The sequence below is a fragment of the Cyanobium gracile UHCC 0281 genome, from assembly GCF_034931305.1.
In the GTDB taxonomy this organism is placed as follows: domain Bacteria; phylum Cyanobacteriota; class Cyanobacteriia; order PCC-6307; family Cyanobiaceae; genus Cyanobium; species Cyanobium gracile_A.
In genome coordinates, this window is record NZ_JAYGHY010000008.1 from 22,747 (window position 1) to 38,933 (window position 16,187).

The following is a 16,187-nucleotide window of genomic DNA, read 5'->3' on the forward strand; positions in this document are numbered from 1 at the left end:
GCCGGGGAGGTCCACTCTGGCCCCCGCCGCGCCCAGGGCTGCACCGGCGATGGCGAACAGACAATGCCTACGGCTGTACCAGAGGAATCATTTGCCTTCCATGACGGCGATAGATCTGGAAGTCACTGTCCGTCGTCAGAAGCAACGGCGAGTCGTTGATCTCCGCCAGGCGAATCAATGCGGCATCCGCCAGAGAAGCAGGGACATTCTCATACCTTTTGAAAAGTGCACTTACAGAGCCAATCTGCTCCTGGAGCACGAACGGCAATTGGACGACTCCTCGCTCAATGAACTGCAGGGCCAACGCAGGATCAAAACCGGAGCGTCTGAGCAGAAAGCAGGTCTCAGCAACCACAGCCTCACAGCTCAGTAGTGGAGGCGGCAATCGCCTGAACTGCTCAACAGCCCATCGATGATGGGTGTCGTTGCGACTCAACAGCGCCACCCAAGGGCCCGTATCAAGCAGAACCGTCATGAATGATTTGCACCGAAATCAGCCAGGAACGCAGGGTTGGTTGACAGATCGGCGGGCCCGCCTTCGCAACAGCCCACGAGATCGGCCAACAGATCAGCCGCGGAGGGTGGTGCTGCGTCATCCACGCCCTGCTCTGGGGATTGGAGAAATGCCGTCAATGCGCGTCGAACCAATTCCGACTTGCTGAGATGGCGCCGTTGAGCCTGCTCCGTGAGCTGCGCATCAAGGGCCTCGGTCAACTTGAGCGAGATCACCGCCATGGCAAGCACCGAGTCATCGACATGCCGATCCTACCTGCTGCCAAGCGGTATTACGGCTCAGCCCCCCAACCCCCGACAAGCCCGCAGCACCACATCGGCGCAGCGCCCGTACACAGCGGCCCGCCAGGCGGGGCTGTCGATCAGGAAGGCGTCGCGCACCTGGCGGCGGATGGCTTCGCGGTGGGGGGTGGGGCGATCGGGCACGGCGTGCAGCCAGGCATCGGCGCGCAGGGCCGCCAGCACCTGATCGATCGGGCGGGTGCCGTACTCCAGGGCCAGGACGGTGAGCTCCATCGCAGGGAGCATGCGGCGCAGAAACACCGGCACCGAGCCCGACACCACCGACGAGCTAGAGGGGCCCAGGCCGGGCCGGGTGACCTCAGGGCCATACCAGCGCTGGAGCCGCTCCCAGTCGTCGTCGGTGCTGCCGCTGCCGATCAGCTCCCCGTAGCCCCAGGGGCCCAGGCCGGTGTGCAGGTCGATCACCGCCAGGCGGCGGCAGGCCGGGCCCAGGTGATCGGTGAGGATCTTCTCCAGGGTGGACAGCGACCAGCTGGGGCGGCTGCCGCCGTAGAAGAGGCCGGTGGGATGGGTGTACTGGCCGCGCTGCAGCGCCGCCTGGTAGGCGGCCATCCCCTGCCCAGTGATGAAGGCCTCCAGCAGGGTATCGGCCCGTTGCCGCTCGGGCCCGTCCCAGTCGCCGGGCAGCAGGGCGTCGTGGAGGGCGTCGTAGGCCGGGTTCTCGGGCAGGGGGCCGCGGAAGTCGAGGCCGTTGCGGTTGAGATCAATGTTGTGTTCGTTGCCGCGGCGCAGCCAGGCGAAGCCATGGGGGTTGAGGGCATGGATCAGCAGCGCCCCGCCGCCGGCCGGCAGGGCGCCGTGGAGTTCATCCAGCAGAACGCCCACCTGGCAACCGGATCCGGCCAGGCCCTCCACGCCGTGGGTGCCTGAGATCAGCAGCAGCAGGGACTCGGGCTCGGCGGGACCCAGGGCCGCCGCATCGATGGCGAGCGGCTCGCCGGCCGGACCGCGGTGATCGGGCAGGACATGGCTGCTGAGCCGGGCGCCGGCGCCAACGGCGGCGGCCAGGAACGCCTCACGGGCCGAGCGGTAATCGGGGTTGAAGAAGTCGCTGGTGGCCATGGGGGAGGGTGTTGGGCCGGAGGTGATCTGAAGGGATAGTCGTCGTGGCGGGTAACCGCATGGATGGCGAACAGATCGGTATAGATGCCAAGGCCCCGCGGGAAACCGTTGCACTCTGTCTGCAGCCACCAGCCCCAATCTTCACTGCAGAAGAACGGAGCATGGATTCCCACAATCGGGAGCTTTGCGTGCAGATAGGTGCACAGGGCGTTTCCCACCATCCATTCGTTGACTGGTCCCTCCTTCTATCTCTCGCCAAACGAAAACTTCTTCATCTTGATCAGAAGGCAGGATTTGGGCATTTCAAACTCACCTCTCGACGCTGGCCATGACATGGCCGCGGGAGGCCCGGGCCAAAGGATCACCAATAGGTAAAGTCAGCTTGAGGAGGTGGTTCAGGTGAATGGCTGTGCTGGGTAGCCCATCAAGCGTTCCCACTAGAGATTAAACGGTGGAACCCAACGTGTGGGATGCCCCTGGGCGTCATGTTGTACGAGACCTACTAAGCGAGAACCACACCGGGGTGTGAGTGCTGCCACTCCTGCATCGGCCGTGTCCCAAACCTTTCGAGCACGGGTTGCTCCGTCTCTAAGCTCGCGCCAACCGGAGGTAGACGGAACTAGAGAACTCCAGTGTATAGAGGCTTCGATGTCCTCCTTTGTATCAGATCCTATGGAGGCATGCCCATGAATCATGCGACCCACAGCAGCACACATGAGAAAGTCAAACGTTATCGCAAGTGTGCGGCATACTCTCAGCATAGTTGCAAGGTCCGATGGCTCAATATTCGGATTGTTTTCGTGAGCAGCCGCATTCCGCAGGGACGCGATATTCTTGTAGTCACTCTCGAGGTCAGGGCTAGTCATCTGAAAGCGGATTGCCAGTCGCGACAATTGTCCCCAAGGGTCTTTCATGAGAAGCGCTCCAAAAAGTCCCTTCACATCATCAGCGGAGAGATTCGACCTAGAATGCCCAAATGCCACCTCAGGAATTTGATAGGCGCTATTCGCTGTGCTGGCGATCTGAGCTGCAATACGTTGAATATAGACTTCGGAATCACCCTGCAATGAAGTTGCGAATCGAGACTGAAAGATCAACGCATTCACCGCATCAGTTAGGCAGGCTTTCCGCAGTGCCTTCGACAGTTGCATGAAGGGGATGTGTGCAGCCGGTAAACGAGCCAGAAGTTCCACGCCACGCGATCTGAGAAAGCTTTCTAAGCCTGCAAAGCCTCGAACCATAAGACCTGCTCGCAACAGTGCAGCCCGGGTATTATGTACAGTCTCCGTAAGTGCTCGATTCAGAAGAAGAGGTTCTGTCATGGCCCGCTCGATGGCTTCTATAGAATCAATAAATCGCACCTGTGCCGAAGACATTGTCCTAACCGGCCACATTCACGAGCAGATTCTTCATCGCTTCGATGCGGTACCTAACGCGCGACGGTGTGTTTGTCGCCATCGTCGCAGCAGCGGTGAACTCCTGATCGCATTCGAATAGGTCTCGCGTTGCCAGTAGTACAGCTTGCGTCCTGGAACTGGCGAGCTCTAACAAACCATCTGAAAGCACGTCCACCGCAACCATCTCTGAGTCATAAACACCTGCCAAGGCCTGATTTCTCCATCCGTCACCGTCGGGCCTCTGAAAGGCTCGAGCCCCCCAAAGCCTCTCGCAGAAGTGCATAGCACGTTTGAACGAATTTGCCGCGGACACAACCTCAGAACTCATGAGATCGTGATGACGCTCCATATGAAGATCCATCGCGTTGCGATAGTCGCCACTGAACCTCTCCCATGTCTCGCGAAGAGTAAGGAATCGCAGCACCAGCTCAGCATCGACCATCTTTTGATAAGCGCTTGACTCCGTTGTCTTGATTTTGAGCTGCCGCTTAAGAAACTCATTCTCAGCCTCAGCAAATACCATATCGCAATACATCCCTCGGAACGCGACTTTGCGTATCTCCATTGGGCTGAGTGGTACACCTGCGATATTAAGGCGCAGGAAGACTTCGTATCGGACTCTCTCATTCGACTGACGGAGAAGCGTTACTGTTCGCACATAAGGCCTGACGTCGAGTGAGTTGGCGATACTAGCGGGAAAGTCGGTTATACTAAAGCCGTTCAGCTTGTGAAGTACTTCGAGACCGGACAGGGTGAGACCTCCAGTCATAAACTGATGGATGGCCGTTATGCGCTGCTTGCCGTCAATAACGGAATACGTGCCTCCGGAGTCTTCTGACAAGTAAACAGGTGGAACCGGTATATTCAGAAGAAACGACTCGATAAGCCTGGACTGCGCGACACTCTGCCAACGATCTCGCCGCTGAAAAGTAGGGCTGACATCGATGGCCTGTTTGGTAACCATATTGGATATGGCGCCGAGCGAAAGGTCAGACGACTGCAGCACCAAGCCATTCTGGTAGCGCGCAATACCTTCCTCAACTCCAGGGGGGAACTTCGGCATTGGTCATCGTTACTCAATTCACCCTCGTCTAGTTCCGCCAGGAAGTCAAGCGTCCTTGAAGCTCAGGGGCTGCAATGAAGTCTGGCCAACGCTGCCCCTGAGTGGCAGGAAATGATTCTAAAGCGCCAGGAAATCGGTGGTGGCCTGTCCAATCAAGGGACATTGTAGGCGTCATCGGGCAGATTCACTCGAACTAAGAGAGGCATGTGATCGCTCCATTGCAACCATTTGTCAGATTCACCGACCCAAGCTGAGCAGTCACCTAGCCACGCAACAGGCGCGAAGGCGTAATCGATGTGATAAGCCTTGGCAGGATTCCGCTGTAAAAAGAATGTTGGCTCCTGCTCTGAACCCTGCGGAATTCCGCGGCTACGGTGATAGACACTCTCCAGACCCATTTCCGCGAGCTCTCTGACTACATCAGTGTGGTTCCACCACCGATCCCATTTATCCCAGCGAACATTGCTATTCAGATCTCCAGCAATCACCGTTGGCTGCGCTGAAAGCACGGCGCGGTGAGCTTGAATGAACTTCCAGAGCTGTCCAATATATTGGAAGGTAGGTGAGTTTGCTTGCCGTGTCCAAGCAGCCACGAGTAAGAAGCTATCGTGAATCCGGCACGGAAGAAACGATTCGAGATGGCCTAGATCAAGATCGACAGGGGCAAGCTTTACTTCGGGAGCAGCGAACACTCCAAGGCCCTTGTGCTTGTTCTTTCCAGCCCACAGGTAGTTCTTCGCCCATGCCTTATACGAAGCACTCGTGGAGCGACCGGGGTCTTCGCACTCTTGTATGACGGCTATATCAAACTTCAAGGCATCTAAAGCATCGAACTTGTTGCGCAAGGCACCGTTGCAGTTCCAGGTCAAGATGTGCATACGCCTAACGCCAAGATCAGAAGCGGGAAGTAACATCAGCAAAGACCATAATCTGCGCTCACGCCTTCTGCGTCTTGTTGTTAGGCATCAGTTGTAGTGTCCTTATCGGCCTTGTGTTCAATTTTTGTAAGGCTCTCAACACGTTCAAGTCTGCGTCTCCGCATTTGCGCCAAGAGCTGTGCTCCAAAGGCAGAGAGCGCCCAATACTCATCCTTATCTGAAACAGGCTTTCTTCTGGCAGAAGGTTCAACACATTTCAATGCCGCCAAATCAGCAAGTAACGACCGGATTGTATTTCGGGGCGTGGGCCAGGTTTTACGCAGGTCCTTCGTAGGAATATTTAGTACATTCGAGGCAGTGTACCTAGCAATCTCTGTAAGCGCGAGTTCCACCTGCATTTCTGGGGCCAATACTTCAAAGATCTGATATAAAGTGACTTCTTTGCCAGCGTCCCAGCCGCTAGAGCCAGTTTTCCAAACAGATATCTTTCGCTTATTGCTTCGCAATACTGCTATGGCTTTGTCAATTGCTGCATCAGTATCAGCTGCTTCTTCATAGCTGTGAAGAAGATCTCGTAGGCCCGCATTCTCTGCGCTAAGGCGAACTATTTCTCTCGCGGCTGCTGCATCTTGAACTTGTGATGCCCTTACCCATCCTTCTCTTGGGTAGGCATTGAACGCCTTCATTAGCGCAATAGAGCACCTTCCATAAAGATCTTCCCCATTCTTCCAAAAGCTAACGGGCTTTAGCCTCACTTTCTCCTTGAATGACTTCAGTTTCCTTATTGCAGCGCGATCGATTTCGGACTTGTCCTTAGGCCATGAGACTTCATCATCTAGGATAAATCCTAGCGTTGGTATGCTCTGCGAAACTGCGTAGTCATACTCCTTCTCTGTATAGCTGACGCCATTTGCGTCGACACTTCCGTAGCGGTGGGCGACTATAACCACATAATAGTCTGTTTGATCAATCTGCTTTTTTATGACATTCCACTGCTCTTCGTCTGCTGCACTAAACATCTCCATCCCAACAGGAATATGGCCCATCTCAAGGATGGCCTTAATGACCAAGTCTCGTTCAAATGACAAGTCCATAAAAGTAGAGCTCACAAAGACCTGAAACTTACCCTTCATGCTGGATCCTAATTTCCGACTGATACCTTAGCAGCAAGAATACAGACGGCTTAACGCCGCCCCTGAGTGGCAGGCGAGGAGCCAACTGTGCGCAGCCGAAAGAACATGGGGGCCTGACCACTCAAGGGGCTTGTTGTGCAGCCGCCGCGAGCTCTACTCAGGCAACTTTCCATCACGCTCAAGTTTCAGAAGATTCTTGAAACCCAGCGTCGAATCATAGCGCGTACTTTTTATCAATAGAGGCTTGTTCGGTCTTATTTGAAAGAAATCAAGCTCTCTGTTGATCGGTGCATCATTTGTTTGATGAAACCAACCATATCTAGGGACTCGAAAGTGGTGGATCCTTGCTCCGTCTAGATCTGCGCGCAAGGGACATGTCATAACTTCACTAAATGGACCCTCATATTTGACGGCCATAACCGGAAACTCTTCGGAAGCTCCAGGATTGCCTTCTAGCAGCATTTTCCGAATTTCCTCCTCGTTACCCTGGATGTCAACCCGGTCAAAGAACTCTTGCTCAGTTACTGCGGAGCGCCATAGAACCGACAAGAAGAATAGCTTCAGCCGTGAATAGTCGAAGCTGTCGACACAGTAGAATGCTGGACTCTGTATAGAGGTTGCGAGCTGCTTGGGAAAATTGCGAAGGAAAAGCTCTTGAGCATACTTATCCCAGGGTCCAATCACCTTCTGATCACAGTCGGCGCATAAAATATTAGGATCAAAGATTCCGCTCTGGCACTGTTTTGGCTTCCGGTTGCTTCCAGCAGCATAGATTCTAGGCACGAGTTCGCCGGCACCAAAGCCAACACCACTATCTCGAATTGAATGATAAAACTGTCTCGGAATTATATGGGCTTCAACGAGAAGCTTTTCGGCATGGCATAGGCGGCAAGGCTTTGGCCGCCGATCTTTACGTCCCACTGGGTTAACCGTCTCACCCTCAAGCCATCAAGATAGCGTCCGCACAACGGTTCACATCAGCGCCCGCACGCTGAGCTATCAGCACGCGGGTGCGGGGCACTGAACAGGGCACGAGGCTAGGCCGCCCGCGGCCGAGCACTTTATGCGTCCCGGCGCGCTGCATTTGTTTGTTGGGCGGCACGAGGTCCATGAGACTCTCACTTCTGTTCTTGCACCAGGTCAGCTACTTCTTCTTGCTCGAAGGTGCTTGAACCCAGCCCTTCTCCTTCCAGACAGCCCACACAGCCATGGAGTGTCCGTGCCCCAGATCGTGTTCCGACTTTAGCCACGACACCAGCTCCGCAGCTTTCATGTCGGCTTTGTAGATGCCGGCCTTCGTAGCATCGACCTTGAGCTGTTCAGGGGTACGGCCAGTCTTGGACTTGATGGCCGTGAGATACGCTTCAAAAGACATGACGTTCTCCGAAGGATCTGGGTCTACCAACGGCCATAACAACTCACTTGCCAAGGCCGGTCTGTCTCAGAGAATCTAGTAGGTGGTTGGATAGTTCGCCTCCCGATCGCGAGCTTAGCGTTGCTCCGAGCAAACACGGCAACCAGCAAGAGGTAAGTGCCGCCCAACGCCAAGATCAGCGGCTGGGAAATGATCTCTGCAATGACCGGCTGGCCTTGCCCCGGCCCGCTGAATCTTGATGTTATGCATTCAGTCTACATAGTTCAGAAGCAATGGACGAGATCTAGTCGCTTGAACTCTTTCATACACAGATGAAATGCCATCGATTAGACCCGCGACCTCTGAGTATGTATCAGTCGGAGGCGTATGATGCCAACCTTGTGGTGTCCAGAACCACCGGCCTTGACCAACCACACAGATTTCACGAATACTAGGATCACTTGTGCCGATTAGCTCTTGATACCTATGCAGGTCAGTCTTTTGAACCAGATCAGTTTCAAAGGCAAATAGACATGGGATGACATGCTCTGGCGTAGTTTCTCCTGGCGTGTGTCGCAGCTTTTCTAAGCGAGCCGCTTTTTCGTGAGTCTTTTCGAGCTCAGTAGCATTGAGCCTGCTCTTTACTTCAATCGTGAACAGTGTCGATTCAAGTGGGAATAGCCCTGATTCCTCATCAATGAGGATGCACGGCAGACTGGCACGATTAAAGATTACTATATCCTGTTCTGTTGACTGATCATCATAGGCAGAAATTACTATTCCATGGCCTACGCCAATCGATGGCGGAAGAAAGGGCCTCAACAATGATCTTACAAGAACTTCGCGAAGTGCACCTTTAAGGCCTGAATGATCGACTTGACCCAACGCCTTGGCCGAAGCCACCGCACCTGCAACCTTGGCACCAAATAGATCACGAAATGCTTGGTTCAAATGATTACCTCCGTAAATGCATAACAACTCATTAGACGGTTCAGAGAACCACTCCTCCCATGTGCTCCCTTTCCGATAACCACCTGACGCGCAGCAGGGAGGATGACTTGAAATCCCGATGCTGCACAGCCTTCCGAGAGCAACTTCCGCGTTCTAGCAGTGGTTCACGGATCCGATAACCACCTGTAGCCACCGATACGCAAGTCTTGCCAGCCCGCCCATCTTGAGCAGTTCAAGACCCGCAAAGAGATCCAGCCCGCTCATCCCCGCGCACTGCGCAAGGCAAACGGCACAGTGAGCAGCAGGCTCCCCCCAGCGACCACGAACATCCCCGGCAGGGAGATGTCGATCAGCACCCCCGAGAGGGCCTGGGACAGGGGATCGAAGGCGACGCCGGCCAGCATGGCCAGGGCCATCACCCGGCCCTGCAGGGGTGCCGGGGTCTCCCGCTGCAACCAGGCCGTGGCCAGCACCCCCACCAGGCCGCCGCCGATCCCCATCGCCGCCAGCAGGGCGGCCGCCGTCCACCACTGGCCGGCCACCGCCAGCCCCAGCAGGCCCGCCCCCAGCCCGGCCGACAGCCAGCCCAGCGCGCCCCCCGGATGGGCGAGGGCGCCGAACCGGCCGGCCCACCAGACCCCCACCAGGGCGCCCACGCCGTAGGCGGCCTGGAGCCAGCCGTAGCTGGCGGCGCCACCGCCGAAGCGCAGCGTCACCAGCTCCACCACGCCGATCACCACCGGGCCCAGCACGGCCAGGTTGATCATGGCGATCAGCGTCAGGCCCGTGCGGATCGCCCCGTGGCCCCAGGCGAAGGCGATCCCCTCCCGCAGGCCCTGCCCCAGGCCCCCCGTCGGGGCCGTGTCCGCCGCAGCCAGGCAAGGCCGCACCTGCACGAAGCAGCCCACGGCGAGCAGCAGCAGAGCGGTGTCGAAGGCCAGGGCCGCCGTCGCCCCGGCCACGGCCAGGGACAACCCCGCAAGAGCCGGGCCGGCCACGTTGCTGATCTGCTCGCTGCCCTGGAGCCAGGCGTGGGCCCTGCCGAGATGGCGGTCCTCCAGCAGGCGGGGCAGCAGGGCCAGGGCTGCCGGGTAGAGGCAGGCCTCCGCCGCCCCGAACACGGCCGCCAGCACCAGCACCGGGCCCAGGTTGAGGGCGTCGCGGCTGGCCAGCAGGGTGAGCACCCCGGTGGCCGTCGCCAGGATCGTTCCGGCCCGCACCGCCAGCGTCCGGGGCGGATGGCGGTCGCTGAGCACGCCGCCCAGCAGCATCAGCCAGGTGACGGCGACGAACCAGAACTGGACGCCGGCGAACAGCAGGGTCTGGCCCAGCCAGAGCCAGCGGAAGCCCGGCCGCCGCAGCAGGGAGCCGCTCACGGCCTTGCCGCTCACAGCTGCCCCACCCGCTCGGCGAACGGCCGCAGCTGCAGCGCCTCGCGCCACTCGTGCAGCGGCCGCTCCCAGCCCTCCTCCCAGCGCTGGGCGAACAGGGGGCTGGCCTCCAGGCCCATCTGCAGCCCGGTGCGGATCGTCTCCACCAGCTCCGGCAGCAGCTCGGGGGCCCCGAGGGTGGCCGACAGCAGGGCCTGGGCCGTGAGCACGGCCCCCAGGGGGTAGGGGAACTGGGTGAGATGGAAGGCCTGCAGGCCGATCTCGCCCGTCACCGTGGTGTCGAAGCCGGTGATCACGTGCCAGAGGTCGTGGGTCTGGCTGAGCCGCAGCTCCACATAGGCCGCGTCGGTGTTCGGCGCCATGCCGGCGTGCAGGTTGGGGTCGTAGCCCAGCCGTGCCAGCGACGCCGCGTAGGCCTGGCCGAGGCTGCCTTCGGGCAGGGCGGCCAGCTGCTCCAGGTCGTGGGCCGGGGGGATCCAGCGCGCCTCGATCAGCGCAGCGCAGGCCGGATCGCGGCGCAGCTGCTCGGCCATCAGGGCATAGGAGGGCGTCTCCAGCAGGGCCTCGGCCAGGGCCCCCACCAGCTCGAGGTCGGTGTCGCCTCCGCTCATGGCCACGAAGGTGCCGAGGACCCGGAACAGCTGGGGTGGCAGCTCCGGGGCCTCGAACGACGCCGCGGTGGGGGCGGGATTGGGGCGGAAAACGGTGGTGGTCATCGGGATGGTCGCGAAAGAACGTGAGCAGTCCTCACGTCTAAGAAATTATGAGCATCCCTCGCCTTTGTCAATGGGATGCGAGGATCGCTCAGGTTTTCTGGAGGCGCCGCTTCCCGCCATGGCCGACGCACCCGCCACCCCCGGCGAGCCCTCCCCCCTGCGCCGCCAGCCGCGTCAGGCCCGCAGCCAGGAGCGGGTGCGGCGGATCCTGGCGGCGGCCGAGGAGCTGTTCGTGGCAGGAGGCGTCGGCAGCACCACCACCAACGCCATCGCCGCCAGAGCCGGGGTGCCGATCGGCTCCCTTTACCAGTTCTTCCCCGACAAGGGGGCGATCCTGCGCAGCCTCGCCCAGCTCTACGCCGAGCAGCTGCACGAGCTGCTCACGGCCTTCTTCGACCAGGGGGACGGCCGCGGCCTCTCCCTGGAGGCCTCGATCACCGCCGCCGTGGCCCTCACCGATCGCTTCTTCCGCGACCACCCCGGCTACCCGGCCATCTTCCTGGATGTGCAGAGTGCCACCCCCGAGCTGCTGGCCATCGAAGAGGAGGCCGACGTCCGGCTGATCAACGACTGGAGCGGCCTGATCGTCGAAAAGGCCGCCGCCGAGGGCAGCCAGCTCAGCGACGAGGAGGGCCACCTGATCGCCTACGTGCTGGTCAAGACCGTCGGCCACCTGCTCTGGCTGGCGGCCACCCAGGAGCAGGGCCGCCGCGACAGGCTGGTGGCCGAATGCGGCGACCTGGCGATCGCCTACCTGCGCCGGCGGCTGGCGACGGGCTGATCAGGCCCAGAGCGTTTCCAGGGTGTAGGGGCCGCCGGGCTTCACCCAGAAGGAGCCGTCGATGAAGCGATGGCACCGGTCGAGGGCCTCAATCGCCTCCATGTCTTCGGGGGCCAGCTCGGCCTCGGCGGCGGCGAGGTTCTCGGCCAGGCGCGCTGGCGACACCGACTTGGGGATCACGGCGGTGCCGCGTTGCAGGGCCCAGCCGAGCACCACCTGGGCCGGGGTGAGGCCCCGGCGGGTGGCGATCGCCGTGATGGTGGGGTCCTCCAGCAGCACCGGCTGACCCGGGGGGCGCATCTGGGGGGGCAGGCCCGGGGTGCCCAGGGGCGAATAGCCCGTGAGGTGGACGCCGTGGGCCTCGCAGAAGGCGAACAGCCCCTTCTGCTGCAGATAGGGATGCAGCTCCACCTGGTTCATGGCCGGCCGGATGCGCGCCTGCCCCAGCAGGCTGTAGAGGGTGGCCATGCCGAAGTTGCTGACACCGATGTGGCGGCACAGGCCCCCGTCCACGGCCGCTTCCATCGCCGCCCAGGTGGCCGCGATCGGCAGGGTCTCCAGCGACACCAGATCCGCGGCGCTCTCGGGCATCACCACGCCCGGCCGGAAGGCCACGGGCCAGTGGATCAGATACAGATCGAGGTGGTCGAGCTGCAGATCGGCCAGGGTGCGCTCCAGCGCCGGGCCCACGTCCTCGGCGGCATGGGCGTTGTTCCAGAGCTTGGAGGTGATCCAGAGCTCGTCGCGCCGCACCAGGCCCGAGCGGATCGCCCCAGCCACGGCCTCGCCGATCTCCGCCTCGTTGCCATAGATGGCGGCACAGTCGATGTGGCGGTAGCCCAGCTGCAGCGCCGCCGTCACCGCCGCCCCCACCTCGCCCGGAGGGGCGTTCCAGGTGCCCAGGCCGAGCATCGGCATCTCAGCGCCGTTGTCGAAGCGGAGTGTCTTCATGGCGGGGAACCCCAGTGGATCGTCACTCCACCCTGGCCTTGGCACGGAAGTCAACCAAAGCGAAGCGCCGGGCCTCCGACTTCTGCGATTCGATCACCAGCTGCAGCCGTTCCCCCTGCCGTCCGGCTCGGTTTTCGACCACCTTGTCGACCTCCTGGCCCTGGCCATCGAGCACGGCGAACGTCGCCTGGATGTCCCCGCAGGGGCGCTCCAGGCAGGCCACTTCCATCACGTCGATGAGCCCGCCGCCATAGAGGCGGGGCTTGCGGCAGATCCCCTGGCAGCGGCGGGTGAACACCCCCTGATCCGATTCCACCCAGCCATCGGCGAGCAGGTCCTGGCGGCTTTCGCCCCTGCCGCCGGCGGCCGGCTTCTCGGCCAGGGACGCCCGCAGGCCGGCCGCCATCCAGCCGGCGCCGAAGCCCAGCAGCACCAGCCCCACCATCAGCAGCCGCTGGAAGAACGGAAACCGGGAGGATCCCGAGGCCGGGGGCAGGGCCGGCGGGACCGGCTCCATCTCGACGATCAGGTCGTCAATGGTCTTCCCGCTCCCCGCGTTCCGCTCGGTCTTGCCGGTCCTTGCCATCGTCGTAGGCCATCAGTGAACGGAACATCAGCCCGCCGCCGCTGCCGATCAGGGCGAACATCGTCAGCAGGTTCCAGAGCGAGGTGGGCTGGAAGCTCATGATCAGGGTCTGGAGCACGCCCACCGCCAGGGCCGCCACCGAGGCCAGCACCAGGAACCAGCCCCAGCGCTGGTTGCGCAGGGCGAACAGCAGACACACCCCGATCGTGAGCGGGATCAGCAGCAGGCCGAAACCGCCGCCCAGGCCCTGAGAGAGCCCGAAGCCGCCGCCCCAGCCGCCACCCCAGGCCGATCCGGCACCGCCCCAGCCACCCGCGAAGCGGCGGCCGTGACGGAGGCCCAGGCCCATGGGCACGGAGCTGACCATCACCTGGTTGAAGAACAGGAAAGCACCCATCGAAAAGAGCACCCCTCCCAGCAGGAAGCTGAAGAAGTCTCGGATCGGATCCCTCGAGGCCATGCCCTCCCTGCCACCACGGTCATGGTGGCCAGGCCCACCGGGTTTGTCCGCCAGGAACGCTCAGTTGACCGGCCGGCAACCCTCGAACCACATGACGTGGCGGGCATGGTCGTAATCCTTGTACTGGCCCGTCAGCTGGATGCCCTGGCCGGTCCTCAGGGAGAGGGCGTAGGCGCCCTGGCCCTTGGCGGCCAGACAACTGATCTGGGTCAGGAAGCGGAACTTGCCGAACCTGATGGCCAGATCGTTGGTGGAATTGGGAATCTCGTACGCAATGCGATAGGCACCGCCATCCTTGGCGACGTGGGCCACCCGACCCTTGATCGTGAAGGTTTTGCCCTGGTAGCGGGTGGGAATCGAAGCGGCGTTGGTGTCGGCTTCCTGGGAGATCTGCTGGGACAGCACCAGGGCATCAATCACCACCGGGCCCGCCGATGACACGGCCCCCTGGCTGCGCTCCGCTGCGGCGATGCCTTCGGGGCCACCCTTCAAGGAGCCCAACATGGCGCACAGCTCGGTGCGGGCACCATTGGCACCGGCCGACATGCCAGCCGGGAGCTTGGCCTCCAGCTTGACCGTGGCGGCTCCCGCCGCCGACTCGGCTGTGGCGATGATCGGGAACGGCCGGGCGGAGCCCGATCGGGGCTGCTCCAGCAGCATGCTGCCGTCGTCAGCCTCTTCGCTGAGGATGTCGTAACCCCTGGTGGCCGCGATGCCGCGCAGCTGGCGAATCGCCGTGGCCGGGGTCAACTCCTCCACGGTCACCACGGCGGTGAACCGAATACCGGAAAGGGGGTTGCCACGTGTCGCGAAAGCCTCTTCACAGCTGGCCCCCCTGGCAACGGAGGGCAGCCCCAGGACGACAGCAAAAACCGCCAGGGGAAGCGCAAGCCGAAGGACAGGCATGAACAGCTGGCGCATGGGCTCACAGATGGGGACTCTACCAACGGCCACAGGAGAGGCCCGGCGTCCGCAACAGGGCCTGGACTGTGAATGGATTGAACGCAGGATTCAGGCAGATCGAAGTGAGGCAGCCGCTCGAAGTTAGACAGTGGGCCATTCGAATGACCGGATGATCCTGGTAAGGCGCCGAAATCATGGGCTGTTCAGACGAATCCGTTGAGCTGATGAATCGACGTCCAGGGCATGGAGGGCGTCGCATTGCTGAAGCCAGGGCATCGAAGCCATTCGATCATTGATCTCGATCTGCATCGATAGCAGGCCGTGGAGCCTGCGCATCTCGCAGGATGAAGGCTTCGATCCCTTGGTTCCTCAGCAGATTCGGCCTTGTCAGCTCAGTAGGATCAATGACGACACCCGCCGCGGTCGCTACCAGTTTTTCAGATACTGATCGCGCGTGAAGATCACCGTTCCGTACTCAGCACCGGCACCGACACCCCCACTGATGGTGAAGCCGTGCGGCGTGATGGCGCGCTCGGGGAAATCGATCGACACGCCACCACCGGCAAGGGCTTTTCCCGAAAAGTTGACACTGCGGCCTTTCTCAGAAACATAGTCCTCAACCGGCATTTCCTCGACGGTGAGACCAACGGTCACATCCACGCCACCGGCAAGGCCGGCACCGGCACCAAGGCCATTGGTGAGGAAGAAACGGCCATCGGGACGCGGCACAAGAGGAATCGCGTAGGAGATCGAGCCCTCAATGCCGACACCAGCAATCACCCCGCCGGAAACACCGATCTCCAGCGTCCTTGGAGGAGCACCAAGAACTTTCGTCCCATAGGCCTTGAGTGCCTGGGGCGAAACACCACAGCTGGACAGGAGTCGGTTGATGCCGTTTTCCGAGCGCTCCTTCATGGCGTTCCTCAGCTGCGTCAGGTTGCCAGGAACCAGCAGGCAGGTCCGCAGACGGAAGGCCGGGTTTTCGACCCCCAGAGACTTGACGACTTCGAACATCCTTCTGGCGGCTGCCTTGTATTCCTCTCTACTCAGCTTGCGATGGCAGGTGCCCTGGTTAGGGATCACGCCAGGGCTGTAAGACATGCCGTCATCGCACCAGTGTTTGGGGTTGGCATTCCAGCAGCTTTTCTGACCCTCCCCACCACAATTCGGTGTGGGATCGCTTCCCGGTGGGATGCAGCGGCCGTCGCCGGGCTTGCCGGTGCCGAAATACTTCAGACCGGGATCGCACCAGAGTTTGGGATTGGCATTCCAGCAGCTTTTCTGGTTCCGTCCACCGCAATTCGGCGTGGGATCACCGCCTGGGGCGATGCATCGACCATCGCCGGGCTTGCCGGTGCCGACATACTGCAGTCCGGTGTTGCACCATTTTTTGGGGTTCAGGTCCCAGCAGCTCTTTTGATTCAGGCCGCCGCAGGCTGGCTTCACTCCTGGGTTGGGCCTCGGCCCGGGCCTCACTCCGGGGTTGGGCTTCGGCTGGGGCTTCACGCAGCGACCTTCGCCGGGCTTGCCGGTGCCGACATACTGCAGTCCGGTGTTGCACCATTTTTGGGGGTTCAGGTTCCAGCAGCTCTTTTGATTCAGGCCGCCGCAGTTCTTGCCGGCGTGGGCCTCACCTGAAAGGGACAGTGAAAGGGCCAAGCCGGCCATGATGGGGAGGACAGCCTTGATCGTGGTGGAGGTGAACATGGTCAGAGTCGTGGTGTACTTGATTGCTGTTTGTCAGT

The 16,187-nt window shown here is 60.8% G+C and carries 17 protein-coding genes; 1 reads left to right on the forward strand and 16 read right to left on the reverse strand.

Going from position 1 to position 16,187, the window contains the following annotated elements:
- Window positions 1-67: 67 nt before the first annotated feature.
- The 11 genes from VB739_RS04170 to VB739_RS04220 form a co-directional block, all read right to left on the reverse strand.
- A complete protein-coding gene (locus tag VB739_RS04170) occupies window positions 68-475 on the reverse strand; it encodes a type II toxin-antitoxin system VapC family toxin (RefSeq protein ID WP_323355858.1) in 408 nt (135 codons plus the stop codon).
- Entirely contained in the window at window positions 472-735 is a 264-nt protein-coding gene (locus VB739_RS04175; protein WP_323355859.1) for a ribbon-helix-helix protein, CopG family, read from the reverse strand. The genes VB739_RS04170 and VB739_RS04175 overlap by 4 nt, the downstream gene beginning before the upstream one ends.
- Window positions 736-792: 57 nt before the next feature.
- Entirely contained in the window at window positions 793-1,878 is a 1,086-nt protein-coding gene (locus tag VB739_RS04180) for a M14 family metallopeptidase (protein ID WP_323355860.1), read from the reverse strand.
- Window positions 1,879-3,258: 1,380 nt separating this feature from the next.
- Window positions 3,259-4,338 carry a DUF262 domain-containing protein gene (locus VB739_RS04185; protein WP_323355861.1) on the reverse strand — a complete coding sequence of 360 codons (1,080 nt, stop codon included), beginning with the start codon at window positions 4,336-4,338 and terminating at the stop codon, window positions 3,259-3,261.
- A 152-nt stretch (window positions 4,339-4,490) separates the two neighbouring features.
- The gene (locus tag VB739_RS04190) at window positions 4,491-5,252 is read right to left on the reverse strand and encodes an endonuclease/exonuclease/phosphatase family protein (RefSeq protein WP_323355862.1); all 762 of its coding nucleotides are present in this window, start codon (window positions 5,250-5,252) and stop codon (window positions 4,491-4,493) included.
- Window positions 5,253-5,296: 44 nt separating this feature from the next.
- Window positions 5,297-6,349, reverse strand: a complete 1,053-nt coding sequence (locus VB739_RS04195; RefSeq protein ID WP_323355863.1) for a DUF4062 domain-containing protein — start codon at window positions 6,347-6,349, stop codon at window positions 5,297-5,299.
- A gap of 153 nt (window positions 6,350-6,502) precedes the next feature.
- The gene (locus tag VB739_RS04200; protein ID WP_323355864.1) at window positions 6,503-7,270 is read right to left on the reverse strand and encodes a hypothetical protein; all 768 of its coding nucleotides are present in this window, start codon (window positions 7,268-7,270) and stop codon (window positions 6,503-6,505) included.
- A 223-nt stretch (window positions 7,271-7,493) separates the two neighbouring features.
- A complete protein-coding gene (locus VB739_RS04205) occupies window positions 7,494-7,724 on the reverse strand; it encodes a DUF4287 domain-containing protein (protein WP_323355865.1) in 231 nt (76 codons plus the stop codon).
- A 249-nt stretch (window positions 7,725-7,973) separates the two neighbouring features.
- Window positions 7,974-8,654 carry a DUF6602 domain-containing protein gene (locus tag VB739_RS04210; protein WP_323355866.1) on the reverse strand — a complete coding sequence of 227 codons (681 nt, stop codon included), beginning with the start codon at window positions 8,652-8,654 and terminating at the stop codon, window positions 7,974-7,976.
- A gap of 260 nt (window positions 8,655-8,914) precedes the next feature.
- Window positions 8,915-10,030 (reverse strand): MFS transporter, encoded by a 1,116-nt coding sequence (locus VB739_RS04215; RefSeq protein WP_323355867.1) that lies wholly within the window; start codon window positions 10,028-10,030, stop codon window positions 8,915-8,917.
- Between the two features lie 11 nt (window positions 10,031-10,041).
- On the reverse strand, window positions 10,042-10,761 hold the full coding sequence (locus VB739_RS04220) for a Coq4 family protein (protein WP_323355868.1): 720 nt from the start codon (window positions 10,759-10,761) through the stop codon (window positions 10,042-10,044).
- Between the two features lie 118 nt (window positions 10,762-10,879).
- Here VB739_RS04220 and VB739_RS04225 point away from each other — a divergent pair, with 118 nt between their 5' ends.
- Entirely contained in the window at window positions 10,880-11,542 is a 663-nt protein-coding gene (locus VB739_RS04225) for a TetR/AcrR family transcriptional regulator (RefSeq protein ID WP_323355869.1), read from the forward strand.
- On the opposite strand, the gene VB739_RS04230 is transcribed toward VB739_RS04225, so the two are convergent.
- The 5 genes from VB739_RS04230 to VB739_RS04250 form a co-directional block, all read right to left on the reverse strand.
- Entirely contained in the window at window positions 11,543-12,493 is a 951-nt protein-coding gene (locus tag VB739_RS04230) for an aldo/keto reductase (protein WP_323355870.1), read from the reverse strand.
- A gap of 22 nt (window positions 12,494-12,515) precedes the next feature.
- Window positions 12,516-13,010 carry a hypothetical protein gene (locus VB739_RS04235; protein ID WP_323355871.1) on the reverse strand — a complete coding sequence of 165 codons (495 nt, stop codon included), beginning with the start codon at window positions 13,008-13,010 and terminating at the stop codon, window positions 12,516-12,518.
- A 16-nt stretch (window positions 13,011-13,026) separates the two neighbouring features.
- On the reverse strand, window positions 13,027-13,539 hold the full coding sequence (locus VB739_RS04240; RefSeq protein WP_323355872.1) for a hypothetical protein: 513 nt from the start codon (window positions 13,537-13,539) through the stop codon (window positions 13,027-13,029).
- Between the two features lie 60 nt (window positions 13,540-13,599).
- The gene (locus tag VB739_RS04245; protein ID WP_323355873.1) at window positions 13,600-14,298 is read right to left on the reverse strand and encodes a hypothetical protein; all 699 of its coding nucleotides are present in this window, start codon (window positions 14,296-14,298) and stop codon (window positions 13,600-13,602) included.
- 570 nt (window positions 14,299-14,868) lie between these two features.
- Entirely contained in the window at window positions 14,869-16,149 is a 1,281-nt protein-coding gene (locus VB739_RS04250; protein WP_323355874.1) for a hypothetical protein, read from the reverse strand.
- Between the last annotated feature and the right edge of the window lie 38 nt (window positions 16,150-16,187).

Bases quoted from the DNA above. Each gene is read 5' to 3' on its own strand.
- VB739_RS04180 (WP_323355860.1), bottom strand. From the start codon at position 1,878: ATGGCCACCAGCGACTTCTTCAACCCCGATTACCGCTCGGCCCGTGAG.
- VB739_RS04175 (WP_323355859.1), bottom strand. From the start codon at position 735: ATGGCGGTGATCTCGCTCAAGTTGACCGAGGCCCTTGATGCGCAGCTC.
- VB739_RS04205 (WP_323355865.1), bottom strand. From the start codon at position 7,724: ATGTCTTTTGAAGCGTATCTCACGGCCATCAAGTCCAAGACTGGCCGT.
- VB739_RS04240 (WP_323355872.1), bottom strand. From the start codon at position 13,539: ATGGCCTCGAGGGATCCGATCCGAGACTTCTTCAGCTTCCTGCTGGGA.
- VB739_RS04225 (WP_323355869.1), top strand. From the start codon at position 10,880: ATGGCCGACGCACCCGCCACCCCCGGCGAGCCCTCCCCCCTGCGCCGC.
- VB739_RS04170 (WP_323355858.1), bottom strand. From the start codon at position 475: ATGACGGTTCTGCTTGATACGGGCCCTTGGGTGGCGCTGTTGAGTCGC.
- VB739_RS04185 (WP_323355861.1), bottom strand. From the start codon at position 4,338: ATGCCGAAGTTCCCCCCTGGAGTTGAGGAAGGTATTGCGCGCTACCAG.
- VB739_RS04190 (WP_323355862.1), bottom strand. From the start codon at position 5,252: ATGTTACTTCCCGCTTCTGATCTTGGCGTTAGGCGTATGCACATCTTG.
- VB739_RS04250 (WP_323355874.1), bottom strand. From the start codon at position 16,149: ATGTTCACCTCCACCACGATCAAGGCTGTCCTCCCCATCATGGCCGGC.
- VB739_RS04195 (WP_323355863.1), bottom strand. From the start codon at position 6,349: ATGAAGGGTAAGTTTCAGGTCTTTGTGAGCTCTACTTTTATGGACTTG.
- VB739_RS04220 (WP_323355868.1), bottom strand. From the start codon at position 10,761: ATGACCACCACCGTTTTCCGCCCCAATCCCGCCCCCACCGCGGCGTCG.
- VB739_RS04235 (WP_323355871.1), bottom strand. From the start codon at position 13,010: ATGGAGCCGGTCCCGCCGGCCCTGCCCCCGGCCTCGGGATCCTCCCGG.
- VB739_RS04230 (WP_323355870.1), bottom strand. From the start codon at position 12,493: ATGAAGACACTCCGCTTCGACAACGGCGCTGAGATGCCGATGCTCGGC.